This window comes from Burkholderia pulmonis (assembly GCF_984667975.1).
Window position 1 is genome coordinate 2,499,108 of record NZ_OZ480186.1, and the last position, 18,845, is coordinate 2,517,952.

The following is an 18,845-nucleotide window of genomic DNA, read 5'->3' on the forward strand; positions in this document are numbered from 1 at the left end:
TTTCCTCCGTAAAACAGCGCTGCACGCTCATACGTGCAGCAGCAGATGCCGGCGTTCCCACGAGCTGATCACGCGGAAGAACGCCTCGTATTCGGTTTCCTTCAACGCCAGGTAGGCCTTCACGAACTTGTCGCCGAGGATGCCGGCGAGCGGATCGCATGCGGCCATCAGCGAAATGCCTTCCTCGAGGTTGCGCGGCAGCTGGTACGGCAGGTCGTAGCCGTCCGATGCGATCGGCTCGGTCGGCGCGAGTTGCTGCGTCATCCCGAGATAGCCGGCGGCGAGCGTCGCCGCGAACGCGAGGTACGGGTTGCAGTCGACACCTGGAATCCGGTTCTCGATGCGTCGCGCGACGGGGCTCGACTGCGGGATCCGGAAGCCGACCGTGCGGTTGTCGTAGCCCCATTGCACGTTGATCGGCGCGGCCATGAAGCGCGACAGGCGGCGGTACGAATTGATGTACGGCGCGAAGATCGGCATCAGCGCCGGCGTGTACTTCTGCAGCCCCGCGAGATAGCTGCGGAACAGCGGCGACACTACCCCGTCTTCGTCGGCGAACAGGTTGCGCCCGGTGCGCACATCCGCGAGGCTCTGGTGAATGTGCATCGCGGAACCCGGCTCGCCTTCCATCGGCTTGGCCATGAAGGTCGCGTACATGTTGTGACGCAGCGCGGCCTCGCGCACCGTGCGCTTGAACAGGAACACCTGGTCGGCCAGCGGCAGCGCGTCGCCGTGCACGAAGTTGATCTCCATCTGCGCGGCGCCGACCTCGTGAATCAGCGTCTCGATGTCTAGGCCCTGCATTTCGCAGTACTCGTAGATGTCCTCGAACAGCGGATCGAACTCGTTGACGGCCTCGATCGAATACGACTGGCGGCCCGTTTCCGCGCGCCCGGTACGGCCGATCGGCGGACGCAGCGGCAGGTCGGGATCGGCGTTCATGTCGACGAGATAGAACTCGAGTTCGGGTGCAACGACCGGCTTCCAGCCCTTCGCCTTGTACAGGTCGAGCACGCGGCGCAGCACGTAGCGCGGCGAGATCTCGACCGGCGAGCCGTCGAAGTGCACGCAATCGTGGATCACCTGCGCAGTCGGATCGACGGCCCACGGGATCAGGCAGATCGTCGACGGATCGGGCACGCACACCATGTCGGGATCGGTCACGCCGGTCAGCGTGCCGTCCTCCGGATAGTCGCCGGTAACGGTCTGCACCATCACGGCCTGCGGCAGGCGCATCGATTCGCCGGATTCGAATTTGTTGCGCGGAATGATCTTGCCGCGTGCGATGCCGGCCATGTCGGGAATGATCGCCTCGACTTCGGTGATGCGGTGCTGTCGCAGGAATTCGCTCAGTTCGGGTTGCATGATCGGCCTCGTTCAGTCGACGTCGGATGCGGCCGGCGACGGCATCGCGCCGCCAGCCGCATGAAGGCGGTGCGTCATGCGCGCGCGGCACGCCGCGCCGAATGCCGCGAAGATGTCGCGCGACAGCGGCTGCTCCGCGTAGCGCCATTCGGGATGCCACTGCACGCCGAGCGCGAACGCACGCGCGCCGCGCACGCTGACGGCCTCGACCAGCCCGTCGGTCGCACTCGCCTCGACGGCAAGCCCCGCGCCCAGGCGCGCGATGCCCTGGTCGTGCAGCGAATTGACCGTGGCCTCGTGCGCGCCGCGCGCGACCCGCTGCAGCAGGCCGCCGGGCGCGAGCTGCACGACGTGCGCGGGACCGTACTGCCGTTCGAGCGGATCGGCCGGCCGTTCGCGATGGTCGTCGAAGCCGGTCGTCGCATGCAGCCGCTGATGCAGGGTGCCGCCATATGCGACGTTCAACTCCTGCATGCCGCGGCAGATCGCGAGCACCGGCACGCCCGCGTCGATCGCCGCGCGGATCAGCGGCAGCGCGGTTGCATCGCGCGCCGGATCGTGCAGCGTGTCGGGCGCGCTCGCGGCGCCACCGTAGTGATGCGGCTCGACGTTCGAATAGCTGCCGGTAAACAACAGCCCGTCGACCGCCGCGACGATCGCATCCGCCGGCTGCCGCGCACCAAGCGCAGGCAGTACGAACGCCAGCGCGCCGGCGCCGTCGACGAGTGCAACAAGGTACTTCTCGCCGGCCGTGTGGTTCGGATGCGCACCGCGCAGGATACGGTCGGCGGTGACGGCTACGATCGGTCGCGCACGCATGGGCGTCTCTCCCTCTCCGGCAATCGCGCGCGACACGCTCGCGCGCGGAACGATGAAAGTCCACGAATACGCCGTATGCATGCGCGGTCACGCAACGCACGCGCATGCGAAGTGCTGCCGCGCGGACGATGCGGCAACAGGCTGTGCGGCCCGGGGCGGAAGCGGAAAAGGACGCTAGGGCAACAACGATGCGCTGCCGTCGCACTGCACCGCGCTGAACACGTGCGCGGTCACGAGGTTGAAGCGGCGCAGGCCGCGATGGGAAATGGCGAAGAAACGAGGCTCGCGTAAAGGGGCGGCACGCGTGCCGCGATCAGCATGCCGGTTCGGCCCGGCCTGAGGCGGCGCGCCCGCCGACGGACTTCGCGTCCGGCGTATCGAAGGGCTGGCGGCTTTCACGATCGTACTCGACTGACAGATGGAGACAGGGCACGTGTCGCAATGCCGCGTGGCGACACGTCAGCAAGATGTCTCGCAGCGGATTCCTGCGCAGTGCGGCCATCGTCGATGACCTCGCCGCCGGTGCGCGCGTGACGACTTCCTGACATTCAGCTTATATCACCTAAAAATTGCGTCAAATTTTCAGGTGCCGATGACGACATCGATCAGACGAAAAAAACGGCATCGATCCGTGAGATCGATGCCGTTTTGTGCATTGCGTCGGCGCGCATGGTGCGCACCGACGGGGCGCGATGCCCCTGCCCCGCCGCGCTGCCGCACGTATGCGGCCCGCGCTCAACGATGTGCGAGTGCGGTTTCGACGAGCGTCTGCAGCAGCGGCACAATCCGCGCTGCGAGCGCTTCGTCGTACGCATACGGACGCGTCTCTTCCATGTAGGTGATTTGCGACAGTTCGAGCTGCACGGCCTCGACACCGGTATCGGGCACGCCGTAGTGGCGCGTGATGTAGCCGCCCTTGAAGCGGCCGTTCGCGACGGCCGTATAGCCGCCATGCGCGAGCACGCGCGCAGCCAGTGCCTCCGCGAGACCGGGTGCGGCACTCGCGCCGCTCGACGTGCCGAAGTTGAAGTCCGGCAGGCGGCCTTCGAAGAAACGCGGGACATGCGAGCGGATCGAATGCGCTTCCCATACGAGCACGCGGCCATGTTCGCGCTTCAGGCGCGCGACCTCACCCTGCAGCGCATCGTGATACGGCAGCCAGTAGCGGTCGCGGCGACGCATGATCTCGTCGTTGCCGGGCAGCGCGTTCGCCGGGTAAAGCGGAGCCTTGTCGAACGTATCGACCGGCACGAGCCCCGTCGTGTCCTGCCCCGGATACAGGTTCTCGTTGTCCGGCGGACGGTTCAGGTCGACGACGTAACGCGCGTGCGACGGTACGAGAATCGACGCGCCGAGATCGGCCGCGAAGCCGTACAGCCGCTCGAGATGCCAGTCGCAATCGTCGACGAAGCGCGCATCGGGCGTCATCGTCGCGGCGATGTCGTCGGGGATGTGCGTGCCTGCGTGCGGAATCGAGATCAGCAGCGGCAGCGTGCCCTGCTTCAGCGTGAATACAGCCGGTTGTTCAGTCATGTCGCATCACCGTAAGAGTCTGCCGGTGCACGCGCGCGGCGTGCACCGGTTGCCGCGCGTCAGCGCAGCAGTTGCGCCAGCGCGGCGCGGTAGTCGGCATACGCGACGGCTTCGTCGCGATGGCGGCGGCCGCTCACGACGCGCTCGCCGCCCGTGTAGACGTCGAGCACGGGTGTCTCGCCATGCTCCGCGAACACGACACCCGACAGCCATGCCGTGCTGCCGTGTTCGGCGATCGCCGGATGATCGGGATCGAGCACGAGCCAGTCGGCGCGACAGCCTTCGCGCAGCGCACCGACGCGCCGGCCGCTCGCCTGCGCGCCGCCCGCGAGCGATGCGTCGAACAGGCGATCGGCGACGTGCACCTGCGTGTCGCTCGCCAGCACGTTGCGCGCGCGGTGCACGAGCCGCTGCCCGTATTCGAGCAGGCGCAGCTCCGAGCGCCAGTCGACCGACGCGTGGCTGTCCGAGCCGACGCCGATCACGCCGCCCTGCGCGAGATAGTCGACGGCCGGGAACACGCCATCGCCGAGGTTCGCTTCGGTCGTCAGGCACAGGCCGGCAACCGCGCGACGCTGCGCGAGCGCCGCAGTCTCGGCTGCGTCGACGTGCGTCGCGTGCACGAGGCACCAGCGCGACCCGACATCGAAGCGATCGAGCAGCCATTGTACGGGCCGCGCGCCGGTTGCGCGAACGCAGTCGTCGACTTCGGCCGTCTGCTCGGCGATATGGATATGCACGGGCGCATCGTCGGGCAGCCCGTCGAGCAGCGCGCGCAGCCCGCTCTCGGACACCGCGCGCAGCGAGTGCGGTGCGACGCCGTAGCGCAGCCCGCCGTGCTCGGGGGCCACGCGACGCATCACGTCGAGCAGTTCGAGCACGCCGTCGGGCGTGTTGATGAAGCGGCGCTGGTCGTCGCGCGGCGGCTTGTTGCCGAAGCCCGCGAACTGGTACGACACGGGCAGCATCGTGATGCCGATGCCGGCCGAGCGCGCGGCATCGACGACGCGCGAGCCGAGTTCCGCGATCTGCGGATAGCGCGAACCGTCCTGCGCATGATGCACGTAGTGGAATTCGCACACCGACGTGTAGCCGCACTTGAGCATCTCGACATACAGCCAGCGCGCGATCGCCGCGAGCGTGTCGGGCGTGATCTTCAGCGCGAAGCGGTACATCAGGTCGCGCCAGCTCCAGAAGCTGTCGGCGGGATTCGCGCGATATTCGGTGAGCCCCGCCATCGCGCGCTGGAACGCGTGCGAATGCAGGTTCGGCATGCCGGGCAGCACCGGCCCGGCCGCGCGTGCGACGCCTGCCGGTGCGTCGGTATCGGGCGTCACGCCGGTCAGCGTGCCGGTAGCGTCCCAGCGCAGCAGCACGTTGCGGCGCCAGCCATCGGGCAGGTAGGCATGGTCCGCGAACAACATGGTGTCGGTCATTGCGAGTCCTTATTGACCGGATCGAGCGCCTCGGCGTCTCGTCCGGCCGCGTGCCGCGGTCGGCAAATGCGGGCGCGTCGGCGCGCTCGCCCCTGCTTCGCGGCGATCGACCGGAGTGCGCGCTGGCGCGCGTGGTCCGGTCCCATGCAAAGCGTCGCCCGGATCGGGCGCATCGTTACCGGCCCGATCCGATCCGTTGCAAAACTATCCGTTCATCCGGCGAAACACGGTCGTGCCGCCGCGTACGACCTGCTCGCACAGCGGCCGGCCGATCCAGTAGGCAAGCTCGGCCAGCGAGCCGACCGACCAGGCGGCGAAGTCGGCCTGGCGACCGACTTCGAGCGCGCCGTGGCGATCCGCGCGGCCGAGTGCCGCGGCTGCATGGCGCGTCACGCCCTGCAGCACCTCGGGCACCGTCATGCGGAACAGCGTGCAGCCCAGGTTCAGCGTCAGCAGCAGCGATTCGAGCGGCGACGTGCCGGGGTTGTGATCGGTCGCGAGCGCGATCGGCACGCCGTGCTTGCGCAGCAGCTCGATCGGCGGCAGTTGCGTTTCGCGGATGAAGTAGTACGCGCCGGGCAGCAGCACGGCGACCGTACCGGCCGCCTTCATCGCCTCGATGCCGGCTTCGTCGAGAAATTCGAGGTGGTCGGCGGACAGCGCGCGGTAGCGCGCGGCGAGTGCCGTACCGCCTGCATTCGACAGTTGCTCCGCATGCAGCTTCACGGGCAGCCCGCGCCGCGTCGCGGCCTCGAACACGCGCTCGGTCTGCGCGAGCGAAAAGCCGATGCGTTCGCAGAACACGTCGACCGCGTCGACGAGCCCCTCGTCGGCCAGCGCCGGCAGCATCCGGTCGCACACTTCGTCGATGTACGCGTCCGCACGGCCCGCATATTCGGGCGGCAGCGCGTGCGCGCCGAGGAAGGTCGTATAGACGGTGACCGGGAAGCGTTCGCCGAGCTGGCGCGCGACGCGCAGCATCTTGCGCTCGCTCGCGAGGTCGAGCCCGTAGCCCGACTTGATCTCGATCGCGGTCACGCCTTCCGCGAGCAGCGGCTGCAGGCGCGCGGCGGCCTGGACGAACAGCGTCGTGTCGTCGGCCGCGCGCGTCGCGCGCACCGTCGACACGATCCCGCCGCCCTGCCGCGCGATTTCCTCGTAGCTGACGCCCGCGAGGCGCTGCGCGAATTCGTCGGCACGCGTGCCGCCGTACACGAGGTGCGTATGGCAATCGACGAGGCCCGGCGTCACCCACGCGCCGTGAAGGTCCTCGCGCTGCCAGTGTGCATAACCGTGCGGCAGCGCGGAGAACGCGCCGAGCCAGACGATCGTGCCGGTTTCGTCGACGGCGATCGCTGCATCGTCGATCGTCTCGTCGGGATGGCCGTGCGGACACAGCCTCAGGTGATGCCAGACAGTCGGTTTCATGCGTTCAGTCTCGTTCGCCGATGGCGAGCGATACGGCGAGCAGCGCGCCGCTACCGCTCACGACGACGTCAAACGCACGCCGCGGCCCGTCGAGCCGCAACGTGTCCATTTCTTCCAGCGCGTAGTGCGTGCCGTCGATGTCGACGCCGACCGCACCGGCCGCGCAAAACAGCAGCACGGTATCGGTGTGCGCGAGGCGGTGCGCGCCTGCGCGCCACACGTCGAGCGCGCCCCGTGCGGCCGAGCGGCGCGTCATCAGGTTGAAGTCGCGCGTCGCACCGTCGTGCAGCGTTGCGTCGATCGCCGTCTCGCCCGCGAAATCCGCACGGGCCAGCGGTGCATCGAGCACGTGGCGCGCACCGCCTTCCTCGGTGAGCGTCATGCCCGCGCCGGACAGCAGCACGAGCGTGCGGTCGATCCCGTCGAACCGCGAGAACGGCCCGGCCGTGCCGACGTCCGCGACGCTCACGCGCCACGCGAATGCGTCGAGCGCGGCACCCGGCGGGAACGCACCGATCTCGCGCGTCACGCCGCCGCCGTTCTTCCACGGCGACGCGACGAGATCCGCTGCGCGGACCAACGTCGCGTTCACCGGCGCCTGGTCGAGCGCCGTCATGCTCAGCGGCCGAGCATCGGCAGCTTCAGGCCGGCTTCGCGGGCCGTCTGCTGCGCGAGTTCGTAGCCGGCATCCGCATGGCGCATCACGCCCGTCGCCGGATCGTTCAGCAGCACGCGACCGAGACGCTCGTGCGCGTCAGCCGTACCGTCGGCGACGATCACGACGCCCGAGTGCTGCGAGAAGCCCATGCCGACGCCGCCGCCATGGTGCAGCGACACCCACGACGCACCGCCTGCCGTGTTCAGCAGTGCGTTCAGCAGCGGCCAGTCGCTGACCGCGTCCGAACCGTCCTTCATCGATTCCGTCTCGCGGTTCGGGCTCGCGACCGAACCCGTGTCGAGGTGGTCGCGGCCGATCACGATCGGCGCCTTCAGTTCGCCGTTCTTGACCATCTCGTTGAACGCCTGGCCGAGGCGATAGCGATCCTTCACGCCGACCCAGCAGATCCGTGCCGGCAGGCCCTGGAACGCGATGCGCTCGCGTGCCATGTCGAGCCAATTGTGCAGGTGCGGATCGTCGGGGATCAGCTCCTTCACCTTCTGGTCGGTCTTGTAGATGTCTTCCGGGTCGCCCGACAGCGCGACCCAGCGGAACGGGCCCTTGCCTTCGCAGAACAACGGGCGGATATACGCCGGCACGAAGCCCGGGAAGTCGAACGCGTTCTCGACGCCCATTTCCAGCGCCATCTGGCGGATGTTGTTGCCGTAGTCGAGCGTGGCCGCACCGCGCTCCTGCAGCGCCAGCATCGCGCGCACCTGGACGGCCATCGACTGCTTCGCGACCTTCACGATGCTCTGCGGATCGACCTTCTGCGCTTCGCGCCATTGCGCGACGGTCCAGCCTTGCGGCAGGTAGCCGTTGATCGGGTCGTGCGCGCTCGTCTGGTCGGTCACGCAGTCCGGCGTGATGCCGCGCTTGACGAGTTCCGGGAACACGTCGGCCGCGTTGCCGAGCAGGCCGATCGACACGGGCTTGCCCGCGCGCTTCGCTTCCTCGATCATGCCGAGCGCTTCGTCGAGCGTCGTCGCCTTCTTGTCGACGTAGCGCGTCTTCAGGCGGAAATCGATGCGCGTCTCGTCGCATTCGACCGCGATCATCGAGAAGCCGGCCATCGTCGCGGCCAGCGGCTGCGCGCCGCCCATGCCGCCGAGGCCGCCCGTCAGGATCCAGCGGCCCGACGGGTCGCCGTTGAAGTGCTGGTTCGCGACCGAGAAGAACGTTTCATAGGTGCCCTGCACGATGCCCTGGCTGCCGATGTAGATCCAGCTGCCGGCCGTCATCTGGCCGTACATCATCAGGCCCTTGCGGTCGAGCTCGTGGAAGTGGTCCCAGTTCGCCCAGTGCGGCACGAGGTTCGAGTTCGCGAGCAGCACGCGCGGCGCATCCTTGTGCGTGCGGAACACACCGACCGGCTTGCCCGACTGGATCAGCAGCGTTTCGTTCTCTTCGAGATCCTTCAGCGACGCGAGGATCTGGTCGTAGCATTCCCAGTTGCGCGCGGCACGGCCGATGCCGCCGTACACGACAAGCGCGTGCGGATGCTCGGCGACTTCCGGGTCAAGGTTGTTCTGGAGCATCCGGTAGGCCGCTTCGGCCAGCCAGGTCTTGCAGGTCTTCTCGCTGCCGCGCGGCGCGCGGATCGTGCGGGTCGGATCGAGACGGGGATCGATGTGTTTCGGATGGTTCATGACGACTGCTCCCGAAGGAAAATGACTATCAAATAGGAATCAGAAATGCCCGGTGAAGCGATAACGGCTGCCGGGATGCCACAGATTCGCCACCGAGGCGACGACGCCCTGCGACCAGGTGCGCCGATGTAAAACCAGACACGGTTCGACGTCGTCCATCCGCAGCTGCTCGCGCCGCTCCGGCGCCGGGGCCGCCGCTTCGATCCGGTACTCGACGCGCTGCAGCGGCGCCGCGCGCATCAGGTACAGGTTCGGCGTCGTGTTCGTGAAATCCTGCTCGGCGTAGTCCGGCGCGACCGCCGGATTCACCCATCGTTCTTCGAGCTGCACGGGCTCGTCGTTCTCGAAGTGCAGCACCTGCGAATGAAACAGCTTCGTGCGTACGGCCACCTGCATCTCGTCGGCGAGCGCCTCGTCGGCGCGGATCGTGTCGAGCCCGAGCACGCTGGCACGATAGGCATGCCCGCGCGCGCCGACCTCCTCCGAGATGCTGCGGATCGCCACCAGCGTCGACTCGTACTTCGGCCGCGCGACGTAGGTGCCCGCACCCTTCATCCGCGTGAGCACCTGTTCGGCCGTCAACTCGCGCAGCGCGCGGTTGACGGTCATGCGCGCCACCTTGAATTCGCGCGCCAGCTCGTTCTCGGACGGCACCTGGTCGCCCTCCTCCCACTCGCCAGCGTGGATGCGGCCCAGGATGAAATCCTTGATCTCCTGGTAGACCGGCGCGCTCATCGACTTACTGTTCCGAGGCGAACGAGAACGGTGCGACCTTCGCGAACGCGCGCTCGCCGACGAGCTTCGCGATCATCGCGATGTCCGGTGCGAAGTAGTGGTCGAGCTCGTAGTGCGCGACCTTGCCGCGGATCGTTTCCATCACCGGCGCGAGCTTCGGGCTCGTGTGGTACGGCGCGCGCAGGTCGACGCCTTGCGCGGCGGCCAGCAGTTCGATCGCGAGGATGTGCTTCGTGTTGTCCGCGATGTCGGCGAGCTTGCGCGCGGCGAACGTCGCCATCGACACGTGGTCTTCCTGGTTCGCGGAAGTCGGCAGCGAGTCGACCGACGCCGGGTGCGCGAGCGTCTTGTTTTCCGATGCGAGTGCAGCGGCCGTCACGTGAGCGATCATGAAGCCCGAGTTCACGCCGCCGTCCCGCACGAGGAACGGGGGCAGGCCCGACAGCGTCGCGTCGATCAGCAGCGCGATGCGGCGTTCGGCCAGCGCGCCGATTTCCGATGCGGCGAGCGCGAGGTTGTCGGCCGCGAACGCGACGGGTTCGGCGTGGAAGTTGCCGCCCGACAGCACTTCGCCGGTATCCGGGAAGATCAGCGGGTTGTCCGACACGGCGTTGGCTTCGACCAGCAGCACGTCGGCCGCGTGGCGCATCTGGTCCAGACACGCGCCCATCACCTGCGGCTGGCAGCGCAGGCTGTACGGATCCTGCACCTTGTCGCAATCGCGGTGCGACTGGTTGATCGGCGAGCCTTCGAGCAGGTCGCGATACGACGCCGCGGCGTCGATCTGGCCTTGATGGCCGCGCAGTTCATGGATACGTGCATCGAACGGCTTCACCGAGCCGGCGGCCGCATCGACCGACAGCGCGCCGGCGACGAGCGCCGTGCGGTACAGGTCTTCGATCGAGAACATGTTGTCGAGCGCCAGCGCGGTCGATGCCTGCGTGCCGTTCAGCAGCGCGAGGCCTTCCTTCGCCTGCAGCGTCAGCGGCGCGAGGCCCGCGACGCGCAGACCGTCGAGCGCGCTCGCACGCTCGCCGCGGATGAACACTTCGCCGACGCCGAGCAGCACGGCCGACATGTGCGCGAGCGGCGCGAGGTCGCCCGACGCGCCGACCGAGCCCTTCACCGGGATCAGCGGCAGCACGTCCGCGTTGAACAGCTTGATCAGCGCGTCCATCACTTCGCGACGGATGCCCGAGTGGCCGCGGCCGAGGCTCGACAGCTTCAGCGCCATCAAGAGACGCACCGACGAACGCGCCATCGGCTCGCCAACGCCGACCGCGTGCGACAGCACGAGGTTCTTCTGCAGCAGTTCGAGCTGGTCGTGGGGGATATGCGTGCTGGCCAGGCGGCCGAAGCCCGTGTTGATGCCGTAGGCCGGCTCGCCCTTCGCGGCGATGTCGGCGACGGCCTTCGCACCGGCGTCGATCTTCGCGAAGCTGGCCGGGTCGAGCGTCAGTTGCACGGATTCGCGTGCGATCTGGCGCAGTTGCGGGAGGGTCAGGTGGCCGGGGGTCAACGTAATCATGTGAGCAATCCTGTCTAGACAAGTTCGGAATGGATTGAAGTGTAGCCACGTCAACTTGTCTAGACAACCCGTTTTTCACCGATTTCGACTTGGGAGTTTCCCTGATGCACGGTCCGGCCCGCCGGGTCGGTCAGCGGGATCCGGCGCTTAACATATGTTGCAGTTATTTTGTCTTTGGCAACATACGGATCACCATTCAACACGGAGACCCGCCATGCCCTTCCCGTCACGATTTGCCGCCCGGTTCGGCCGCCCGCTGCTCGTCGCCGCGTGCACGCTCGCGTGCGGCGCCGCGCTCGCCGCCGAGCCGCTGTCCGGCACGCTCGAGAAGATCCGGCAGAACAACCTGATCTCGATCGGCCACCGCGAAACGTCGGTGCCGTTCTCCTACGTCGATGCGGGCGGCAAGGTGATCGGCTTCTCGCAGGACCTGTGCGACCGCGTGATCGCGGCCGTGAAGGCGCGCACGGGCAAGCCCGACCTGCAGGTGCGCTTCATCCCGGTCACGTCGCAGAACCGCATCCCGCTCGTGCAGAACGGCACCGTCGACCTCGAATGCGGCGTGACCACCAACCTCGCCGCGCGCCACGCGCAGGTCGCGTTCTCGACCACCTTCTTCGTCGCGACGACGCGGCTGCTCACGCGCACGACGTCGGGCATCCGCGACTTCCCCGACCTCGCCGGCAAGACGGTCGTGACGAACCAGGGCACGACGTCCGAACGCCTGCTGCGCAAGATGAACGAGGAAAAGAAGATGAACATGCAGATCATCAGCGCGAAGGACTACGGCGAAGGACGCCTCACGCTCGAATCGGGCCGCGCGGCCGCGTACATGATGGACGACGTGCTGCTGGCGGGCGTGCGCCAGCTCGCCGCGAAACCGGCCGACTGGCAGATCGTCGGCACGCCGCAATCGTCGGAAGCCTACGGGTTCATGCTGCGCAAGGACGATCCGCAGTTCAAGGCACTCGTCGACGGCGTGCTCGTGCAGTTGATGAAGCACGGCGAGATCAACGCGCTGTACGACAAGTGGTTCATGAAGCCGGTGCCGCCGAAGGGGCTGTCGTTCGACTTCCCGATGAGCGACGTGATCAAGGCGCGCTACGCGGCGCCGAACGACGCGCCGCTCGAATGAGCGGCACATGTTGACGTCGGCTCACGCGCGCGTCCACGCGACGCACGCCGCGTAGCCGGGCGCCGCGTCGAGCCACGCCGCATCGAACGCCGCCACGCCGGCGGCGGGCTCGGCCGGCTCGACGATCGTCGTCGCGGGCGTTGCCGCGTCGCGCGGCGGCACGACCGCGAACGCGCGCAGGCCGCCGCCGATGCCCGTGCCGAGTGCCTTGAGCAACGCCTCCTTCGCGGACCACACGCGCATGAATTCGCCTTCGCGCGCGCCGGGCGGCAGGCCGTCCAGATACGCGACCTCGGCGGGCGCGCAGACTTCGCGCGTCAGTGCGCGCCAGTCGGCCACCCGGTTGCAGCCCTCGATATCGACGCCGACGCGGCCCGCCGGCGCCCACGCGAGCAGCGCATGCTCGCCCGCATGCGACACGTTGAAATCGAGCGACGCGCGATGCGCACGGTCCAGCGACGGCCGCCCCGACGCGTCGACGACGATCACGACCGCGTGCGGCGCGATACCAAGCGCCGCGCCGAGCACGTCGCGCAGCGCGGCGCGCGTCGCGGCACTGCGCACCGCGTCCTCGTGCCTCAGGAAGCGGGCTGCCCGTGCGCGCTCGCCGTCGCTCAGCGCCGCATACGCGGGCGATACGAGCGGCACGCGCCAGTCGAAATCGACGCGCGCGATCCGCACGCCGGCGCGGGATGCGGCGGGCGGTACGTCGAGTGCCTGCACGCGCCACGCACGGGGCGTTTCGACCGGGGAAGCGGAATCGGACGGAATGGACATCGGCGCGCGGCAGCCTGTGCTGGAAAATGAAACGTCCGATGTTAATCGATCGCGCCGGCGTGCGGCCACCGCGACGGGATCGTGAAGCGAACGGGCACCGCGCGTTGCGCTCGCTGCCGCCGGCTCACCCGTTCGCGGCCACGCCCGGCACGCCGCTGCCCGTCCCTCGCCCGCGCGACGCCGGGTGAAGCGCATGCACGCCGCCCGGCGCATCGGCCGGCAGCACGCCGTGCTGCAGCCAGTACAGTGCGACGGGCCATAGCGTGTCGGCGAAGCGGCTGTGGAAAAACGCGAAATGGCCGATCGCGTCGACGCCGATGTCGGCCGGCGCGATCCGCAGATGCGTGACGTTGCTGCCCGTGTAGTAGCCGACCAGCCGCTCGATCGCGTCGACCGTGCCGAACGCGTCGTCGTCGATGCCGATCGCGAGCATCGGCGCCGTCAGCCCCGCAAAGCGCGCCGGCAATGCCGCGCGGCTCATGGTGCCGGCATCGAGCACGCCGCCGACGTAGCCGTCCTCGAAACGCGGCTGCGCACGCGCCCACGACAGCGCGACGCCGCGCGGCGTGTCCTCCATCCAGCCGAGCCGCTTCGCGGGCACGTAGCCGAACACGGCGGCGAGCGCGGGCATCGCGACGTGCCACTTCCACCACATGCGGCGCCGTTCGGCCGGCAGATAGTCGCGCCAGTACGCATATTGCGCGCCGACGGTCACCGCATGCCGCACGTGCACGTTCGATGCCGCGAGCCCGAGCACGCAGCCGCCGATGCTGTGCGCGACGACGTCGAGCGGCTGGCCCGGAAACGCGTCGCGCGCGTAGTGCAGCGCGGCTTCGCAATCGAGCCGTCCCCAGTCGAGCCAGTTCGCGCGCAGCTTCGCGAGCTGCGCCGGGCGCGACCCGCCGATGCCGCGATAGTCGTAGACGAGCACGTCGCGTCCCTGCGCGAACAGCCAGGCCGCGAAACGGAAGTAGTAGTCGCAGCGCACCGACGTCGCGCAATTGACGACCGTCACGGGCCGCGCGGCGCCGCCGCCTCGATGGCGCCACACGTGGCCACGCAATTCATAACCGTCGGCTGCGCGCAGCGTCACGGGCTCGGGCGGCAACGCGCCTGCCGCCCGACTGCCCTGTGGCGCCCCGCTCGCTTCGTTCGAAATCGTCATCGTGTCTCCTGTCGGTCCAAGTTAGCGCTTTAGCGCTTACTTGGACCCCATGCTTCGCGGTCGGTCCAAGTTAGCGCTTTAGCGCTTACTTGGACCCCATGCTTCGCGGTCGGTCCAAGTTAGCGCTTTAGCGCTTACTTGGGCCCCATGCTTCGCGGTCGGTTCAGGTTGGCGCTTTAGCCCTTACCTGAACCCCATGCTTCGCGGTCGGTCCAGGTTGGCGCTTTAGCCCTTACCTGAACCCCATGCTTCGCGAACCGCTATCCACACCTTCGCGCCAGCCTCCATTGAACTTGACGCGTGCCGCGTTCTCAACCAATCTTGCAGCTCCGTTCGCATGAGTCACGCGCATGTCAACGCCGCTCGTCCGCCTCCCGTCCCTCGATCTCGTCCGCGGTTTCGTCGCCGTCGGCCGCCGCATGAGCATCACGCTCGCCGCGCAGGACCTGTGCGTCACGCAGTCGGCGGTCAGCCGTCAGATCCATGCGCTCGAAACGCATCTCGGTGTCGCGCTGCTCCAGCGCGGCTACCGGAAAATCGCGTTCACGCCGGAAGGCGAACGGCTGTTTCGCGTCGCGGATGCCGCGTTGTACGGCCTGCAGGACACCGTCGCGTCGCTCGCCGCCGCGCGAGAGCGCCAGCCCGTCACGATCACCGCGAGCATCGGCGTGACCGCGCTGTGGCTGCTGCCGCGGCTCGGGCGGCTGCAGGCGCGCCTGCCCGGGATCGACCTGCGTGTCGCCGCGAACGACAAGGTACTCGATTTGCGCGCCGAAGGCATCGACCTCGGCATCCGCTACTGCCCGCGCGAGCGCGCGCCGGCCGGCGCGCTGCGCCTGTTCGACGAGATCGTCGTGCCGGTCGCGCATCCTGCGCTCGCCGCGCGGCCGGTCACAAACGCAGCCGCGATCGAGGGTCACGTACTGCTCGAATTCGACGGGCCGCCGCAACCGCAACTGCAGTGGCACGCGCACCTGCACGCCGCGGGGCTCGGCGATGCGCGCCCGAAAGGCGTGCTGCGCTTCAACCAGTACGACCAGGTGATCCAGGCCGCGATCGCCGGCCAGGGTGTCGCGCTCGGCCGGCTCGCGCTCGTCGCGCCGATGCTCGCCGACGGCCGGCTCGCGGTGCTCGGGCCGCACACGCAGGCGCTGACGGAAACGTACGGCTACTGGCTGTTCCAGCACGATCCGGCCCCGCGCCGTGAAGTCGCCGACGTGCGCGACTGGATGCTCGCCGAAGCAGCCGAATGCGATGCGACGATGCGCGTGCACGATGCGGCGTCGGCCTGAACCCGCTTTGCGGGCAGGCGTAGCCGCAGCCGGCCACCGGCGCCCCGTCGCATTCCTTCCACGCATACCAACCTGACCGAATGATCGCTTGAGCGATGCCGGGCCCGATCGTCTAATCGGATCGAGCGCGGCCGTTTCGCCGCGCGCCTTCATCCGGAGACACGCATGACCCCGATCGAGCAGGAAGTCCGGCGCCGCTGGCTGCCCGTGCTGGCAGGCGGCCTGATCATGGGCGCCGCGCTCGGCATCCGCCACGTGCAGGGCCTGTTTCTCGCGCCCGTGTCGCTCGACCACGGCTGGTCGCGCGAGGCTTTCGCGCTCGCACTCGCGCTGCAGAACCTGATCTGGGGCGTCGCGCAGCCGTTCACGGGGATGGTCGCCGACCGCTTCGGCTCGGTGCGCGTGATCGTCGCCGGGATGCTGCTGTACGCGGCCGGGCTCGTCACGATGGCACATGCGGCCACGACCGGCCTGTTCACGGTCGGCGCCGGGCTCGTGATCGGCATCGCGCTGTCGGGCTCGGCGTTCGCGTCGATCTACGGCGCACTGAGCCGCCTGTTTCCGCCAGACCGGCGCGGCTGGGCGCTCGGTGTCGCCGGTGCGATCGGCGGGCTCGGCCAGTTCTGCATGGTGCCCGTCGCGCAGGAGCTGATCGGCGGCATCGGCTGGCGCCATGCGTTCATCGCGCTGGCGCTCGTCGCCGCGCTGCTCGCGCCGCTCGCCGTGCTGCTGCGCGACCGCCCTGCTCAAGCGACTGGCGCCGACGCCGGCCCCGGCCAGTCGATCGGCGAAGCCGTGCGCGAAGCGTTCGCGCATCGCGGCTTCTGGCTGCTGAACGCGGGCTTCTTCGCATGCGGATTCCAGCTCGCGTTCATCGCGACGCACCTGCCCGCGTACCTGCTCGACCACGGGCTGCCCGCGCGCCACGCGAGCGTCGCGCTCGCGCTGATCGCATTGACCAACGTGGCCGGGACCTATGCGTGCGGCCATCTCGGCGGGCTGCTGCGGCGCAAGTACGTGCTGTCGGTGCTGTACCTCGTGCGTGCGCTCGCGATGGCCGCGTTCGTCGCCGTCCCGCTGTCGCCCGCGAGCGTCTACGTATTCGCGGCCGTGATGGGGTTCACGTGGCTCGGCACGGTGCCGCTGACGAACGGCGTGATCTCGCAGGTGTTCGGCGTGCGCTACATCGCGACGCTGTTCGGCTTCGTGTTCTTCGGGCACCAGCTCGGCAGCTTCTTCGGCGTCTGGCTCGGGGCGGTCGTGTACGACGCGATGCATTCGTACATGCCGCTGTGGCTCGGCTCGATCGCGCTCGGCGTCCTTGCGGCGCTGCTGCACCTGCCGATCGACGACGCGCGCGTCGCGCGGCCGGCCTCGGGTCACGCGGCATGGGCATGATTCGCGCGGCGCTGGCCGCCGGCACGCTCGCCTTCGTCGCGTGGTGCGGCGCGGCCTATTTCGATTCGGGCGTCGCGTACGCGCTGCTCGAGCACGTCGCGTTTTGCAACTGATGCGGCAAACCGGGGCCGGCGTTCAACGACGCTTCGGCAACGCGGCCAGTGCATCGAGCGCGCGGGCGCGCGCGGCCGCATGCTCGACGAGCGGCTCCGGATAGTCGACGCCGAGCCGCACGCCGGTCGCTTCGCGTTCCAGCGGCGATGCCTCCCACGGCGCATGGATCGACGCGTTGTCGAGGCCGGCCAGCTCCGGCACCCAGCGCCGTATGTACGCGCCGTCCGGGTCGAACTTTTGCCCCTGCGCAACCGGATTGAAGATCCGGAAGTATGGCGCGGCGTCGGCGCCGCAACCGGCCACCCATTGCCAGCTCGCCGCATTGTTCGCGGGATCCGCGTCGACCAGCGTGTCCCAGAACCACGCCTCGCCCGCGCGCCAGTCGATCAGCAGGTGCTTGATCAGGAACGACGCGACGACCATCCGCACGCGGTTATGCATCCAGCCGGTCGTCCACAGCTCGCGCAGGCCCGCATCGACGAGCGGATAGCCGGTCATCCCGCGCTGCCATGCGTGCAGCGCGGCAGGATCGTCGCGCCACGGCATCGCGTCGAACTGCGCGCGGAAGTTGTCGGTCGCGAGCGCCGGGAAGTGATACAGCAGCGTGTAGCTGAATTCGCGCCAGCCGAGCTCGCCGAGGAATTTATCGGCGTCCGCCGCGTACGCCGCGCCGCCTGCGTTCGCGGCACCCTGCACCGCATGCCACACCTGTCGCGGCGACACGTTGCCGAAGCGCAGGTACGGCGACAACCGGCTCGTCGCAGGCCGGTCGGGACGATCGCGCGCATCCGCATAGCCGGCGAGCGAGTCCGTCAGGAATGCGTCGAGTTGCGCGTGCGCACCGGCTTCGTCGGGCGCAGGCCATGCGTCGCGCAGGCCGCCGGCCCAGTCCGGCGCGTGCGGAAGCAGCGCGAGCGCGTCGAGCGCCAGCGCGCGGTCACGCACGGCTTTCGGCCAGGCATGAAACGCAATCCGCCCCGGTTCCGGCAACGGCACGGCGACCGTGCGGTCGCGGCGCGCCGCACGCCAGTACGCGGTGAACACCTGATACGGCGTGCCGCCGCCTGTCAGCACCTCCCACGGCTCGTTCAGCAGGCTGCCGTTGCTGCTCTCGACCGTGACGCCACGCGCCTTGAGCGATGCCTTCAGCGCCGCGTCGGCGTCGCGCTGCTGCTGCGCATAGCGGCGGTTCCAGTACACGGCCTCCGCGCCCGTGTCGCGCACCACGCGCTCGATCTCGCTCGGCGCATCGCCCTGCAACAGCAACAGGCGCCCGCCGCGATGTGCGAGCGCGGCGTCGAGCCCGGCCAGCGACCCGTGCAGCCACCAGCGCCCCGCGCCGCCGAGCGGGCGCCCGGCGCCGACGCCCGTGTCGTCGACGAATACGCAGACGAGCGGCCGGCCGGATTCGACCGCGCGCGTCAGCGCGGGCTGGTCGGTCACCCGCAGATCGTCGCGGAACCAGACGATCGCGGGAGCAATGGACGACTTGGCGAGCACGGGCACCTCGATGACGAAAACGGGAAGAGATGCGTATTGTCGCGGCTGCGCCGCGCGGTGTCGACGCCGCCGACCATCACGGCAATCGCACCGCGTGGCCCGGTGAAACGCCTTAGTCCGTTCCGACGATTCTTCGGCGCGTGCGCCGGCCTACGCTCGATGTCGGGTGCGCCGCGCGGGACGTGCCGGCCACAACCGGCCCCGCATGCCCCGATTCGCACCCGTCACGCGCGCGCCGGCCGATGCCGGCGCGGCTCCTTCCGACCGCCGCGACGCCGCCGGCCAGCCAGGCGCGCGGCTTCATCCGATATGC

At 68.9% G+C, this 18,845-nt stretch carries 16 protein-coding genes; 4 read left to right on the forward strand and 12 right to left on the reverse strand.

Features of this window, described 5'->3' with window-relative positions; genetic code table 11:
• Positions 1-27: 27 nt before the first annotated feature.
• From AC5LXK_RS11545 to hutH, 9 genes are all read right to left on the reverse strand, one after another.
• A complete protein-coding gene (locus AC5LXK_RS11545; protein WP_493388944.1) occupies positions 28-1,365 on the reverse strand; it encodes a glutamine synthetase family protein in 1,338 nt (445 codons plus the stop codon).
• A 12-nt stretch (positions 1,366-1,377) separates the two neighbouring features.
• Positions 1,378-2,184 (reverse strand): gamma-glutamyl-gamma-aminobutyrate hydrolase family protein, encoded by an 807-nt coding sequence (locus tag AC5LXK_RS11550; RefSeq protein ID WP_493388945.1) that lies wholly within the window; start codon positions 2,182-2,184, stop codon positions 1,378-1,380.
• Between the two features lie 735 nt (positions 2,185-2,919).
• Positions 2,920-3,717: an N-formylglutamate deformylase gene (hutG, locus tag AC5LXK_RS11555; protein ID WP_493388946.1), complete on the reverse strand. Its 798-nt coding sequence runs from the start codon at positions 3,715-3,717 to the stop codon at positions 2,920-2,922.
• A gap of 59 nt (positions 3,718-3,776) precedes the next feature.
• A complete protein-coding gene (locus AC5LXK_RS11560) occupies positions 3,777-5,153 on the reverse strand; it encodes a formimidoylglutamate deiminase (RefSeq protein ID WP_493388947.1) in 1,377 nt (458 codons plus the stop codon).
• Between the two features lie 204 nt (positions 5,154-5,357).
• Positions 5,358-6,581: an imidazolonepropionase gene (hutI, locus tag AC5LXK_RS11565; RefSeq protein WP_493388948.1), complete on the reverse strand. Its 1,224-nt coding sequence runs from the start codon at positions 6,579-6,581 to the stop codon at positions 5,358-5,360.
• Positions 6,582-6,585: 4 nt separating this feature from the next.
• Positions 6,586-7,197, reverse strand: a complete 612-nt coding sequence (locus AC5LXK_RS11570) for a HutD/Ves family protein (RefSeq protein WP_493388949.1) — start codon at positions 7,195-7,197, stop codon at positions 6,586-6,588.
• 2 nt (positions 7,198-7,199) lie between these two features.
• Positions 7,200-8,888: a urocanate hydratase gene (hutU, locus tag AC5LXK_RS11575; protein ID WP_493388950.1), complete on the reverse strand. Its 1,689-nt coding sequence runs from the start codon at positions 8,886-8,888 to the stop codon at positions 7,200-7,202.
• Positions 8,889-8,927: 39 nt separating this feature from the next.
• Complete coding sequence (gene hutC, locus AC5LXK_RS11580; protein WP_085043442.1) at positions 8,928-9,623, reverse strand: histidine utilization transcriptional repressor HutC; 696 nt, start codon at positions 9,621-9,623, stop codon at positions 8,928-8,930.
• A gap of 4 nt (positions 9,624-9,627) precedes the next feature.
• Positions 9,628-11,151, reverse strand: coding sequence for a histidine ammonia-lyase (hutH, locus tag AC5LXK_RS11585; protein WP_493388951.1), 1,524 nt, complete (start codon positions 11,149-11,151; stop codon positions 9,628-9,630).
• Between the two features lie 214 nt (positions 11,152-11,365).
• Between hutH and AC5LXK_RS11590 the strand changes: the two genes are divergently transcribed.
• Positions 11,366-12,286, forward strand: coding sequence for a glutamate/aspartate ABC transporter substrate-binding protein (locus AC5LXK_RS11590; protein WP_493388952.1), 921 nt, complete (start codon positions 11,366-11,368; stop codon positions 12,284-12,286).
• Between the two features lie 21 nt (positions 12,287-12,307).
• Here AC5LXK_RS11590 and AC5LXK_RS11595 read toward each other — a convergent pair whose 3' ends face one another.
• Both AC5LXK_RS11595 and AC5LXK_RS11600 read right to left on the reverse strand, forming a co-directional pair.
• Positions 12,308-13,063, reverse strand: a complete 756-nt coding sequence (locus AC5LXK_RS11595; RefSeq protein ID WP_493388953.1) for a 4'-phosphopantetheinyl transferase family protein — start codon at positions 13,061-13,063, stop codon at positions 12,308-12,310.
• Between the two features lie 124 nt (positions 13,064-13,187).
• Positions 13,188-14,228: an alpha/beta hydrolase family protein gene (locus tag AC5LXK_RS11600; RefSeq protein ID WP_493388954.1), complete on the reverse strand. Its 1,041-nt coding sequence runs from the start codon at positions 14,226-14,228 to the stop codon at positions 13,188-13,190.
• Positions 14,229-14,578: 350 nt separating this feature from the next.
• Between AC5LXK_RS11600 and AC5LXK_RS11605 the strand changes: the two genes are divergently transcribed.
• The 3 genes from AC5LXK_RS11605 to AC5LXK_RS11615 all read left to right on the forward strand — a co-directional run bounded on the left by AC5LXK_RS11605 (position 14,579) and on the right by AC5LXK_RS11615 (position 17,031).
• Positions 14,579-15,520 carry a LysR substrate-binding domain-containing protein gene (locus tag AC5LXK_RS11605; RefSeq protein WP_493388955.1) on the forward strand — a complete coding sequence of 314 codons (942 nt, stop codon included), beginning with the start codon at positions 14,579-14,581 and terminating at the stop codon, positions 15,518-15,520.
• Between the two features lie 165 nt (positions 15,521-15,685).
• Positions 15,686-16,918 (forward strand): MFS transporter, encoded by a 1,233-nt coding sequence (locus AC5LXK_RS11610; protein ID WP_493388956.1) that lies wholly within the window; start codon positions 15,686-15,688, stop codon positions 16,916-16,918.
• Entirely contained in the window at positions 16,909-17,031 is a 123-nt protein-coding gene (locus AC5LXK_RS11615) for a hypothetical protein (RefSeq protein ID WP_006478335.1), read from the forward strand. Before AC5LXK_RS11610 ends, AC5LXK_RS11615 begins: the two co-directional genes overlap by 10 nt.
• A gap of 22 nt (positions 17,032-17,053) precedes the next feature.
• Here AC5LXK_RS11615 and AC5LXK_RS11620 read toward each other — a convergent pair whose 3' ends face one another.
• Positions 17,054-18,532, reverse strand: coding sequence for a cryptochrome/photolyase family protein (locus AC5LXK_RS11620; protein WP_493388957.1), 1,479 nt, complete (start codon positions 18,530-18,532; stop codon positions 17,054-17,056).
• Positions 18,533-18,845 lie beyond the last annotated feature (313 nt).

Excerpts from the sequence above, each read along its gene's own strand:
- AC5LXK_RS11545 (WP_493388944.1), bottom strand. The coding sequence starts at position 1,365 with ATGCAACCCGAACTGAGCGAATTCCTGCGACAGCACCGCATCACCGAA.
- AC5LXK_RS11550 (WP_493388945.1), bottom strand. The coding sequence starts at position 2,184 with ATGCGTGCGCGACCGATCGTAGCCGTCACCGCCGACCGTATCCTGCGC.
- hutG (WP_493388946.1), bottom strand. The coding sequence starts at position 3,717 with ATGACTGAACAACCGGCTGTATTCACGCTGAAGCAGGGCACGCTGCCG.
- AC5LXK_RS11560 (WP_493388947.1), bottom strand. The coding sequence starts at position 5,153 with ATGACCGACACCATGTTGTTCGCGGACCATGCCTACCTGCCCGATGGC.
- hutI (WP_493388948.1), bottom strand. The coding sequence starts at position 6,581 with ATGAAACCGACTGTCTGGCATCACCTGAGGCTGTGTCCGCACGGCCAT.
- AC5LXK_RS11570 (WP_493388949.1), bottom strand. The coding sequence starts at position 7,197 with ATGACGGCGCTCGACCAGGCGCCGGTGAACGCGACGTTGGTCCGCGCA.
- hutU (WP_493388950.1), bottom strand. The coding sequence starts at position 8,888 with ATGAACCATCCGAAACACATCGATCCCCGTCTCGATCCGACCCGCACG.
- hutC (WP_085043442.1), bottom strand. The coding sequence starts at position 9,623 with ATGAGCGCGCCGGTCTACCAGGAGATCAAGGATTTCATCCTGGGCCGC.
- hutH (WP_493388951.1), bottom strand. The coding sequence starts at position 11,151 with ATGATTACGTTGACCCCCGGCCACCTGACCCTCCCGCAACTGCGCCAG.
- AC5LXK_RS11590 (WP_493388952.1), top strand. The coding sequence starts at position 11,366 with ATGCCCTTCCCGTCACGATTTGCCGCCCGGTTCGGCCGCCCGCTGCTC.
- AC5LXK_RS11595 (WP_493388953.1), bottom strand. The coding sequence starts at position 13,063 with ATGTCCATTCCGTCCGATTCCGCTTCCCCGGTCGAAACGCCCCGTGCG.
- AC5LXK_RS11600 (WP_493388954.1), bottom strand. The coding sequence starts at position 14,228 with ATGACGATTTCGAACGAAGCGAGCGGGGCGCCACAGGGCAGTCGGGCG.
- AC5LXK_RS11605 (WP_493388955.1), top strand. The coding sequence starts at position 14,579 with ATGTCAACGCCGCTCGTCCGCCTCCCGTCCCTCGATCTCGTCCGCGGT.
- AC5LXK_RS11610 (WP_493388956.1), top strand. The coding sequence starts at position 15,686 with ATGACCCCGATCGAGCAGGAAGTCCGGCGCCGCTGGCTGCCCGTGCTG.
- AC5LXK_RS11615 (WP_006478335.1), top strand. The coding sequence starts at position 16,909 with ATGGGCATGATTCGCGCGGCGCTGGCCGCCGGCACGCTCGCCTTCGTC.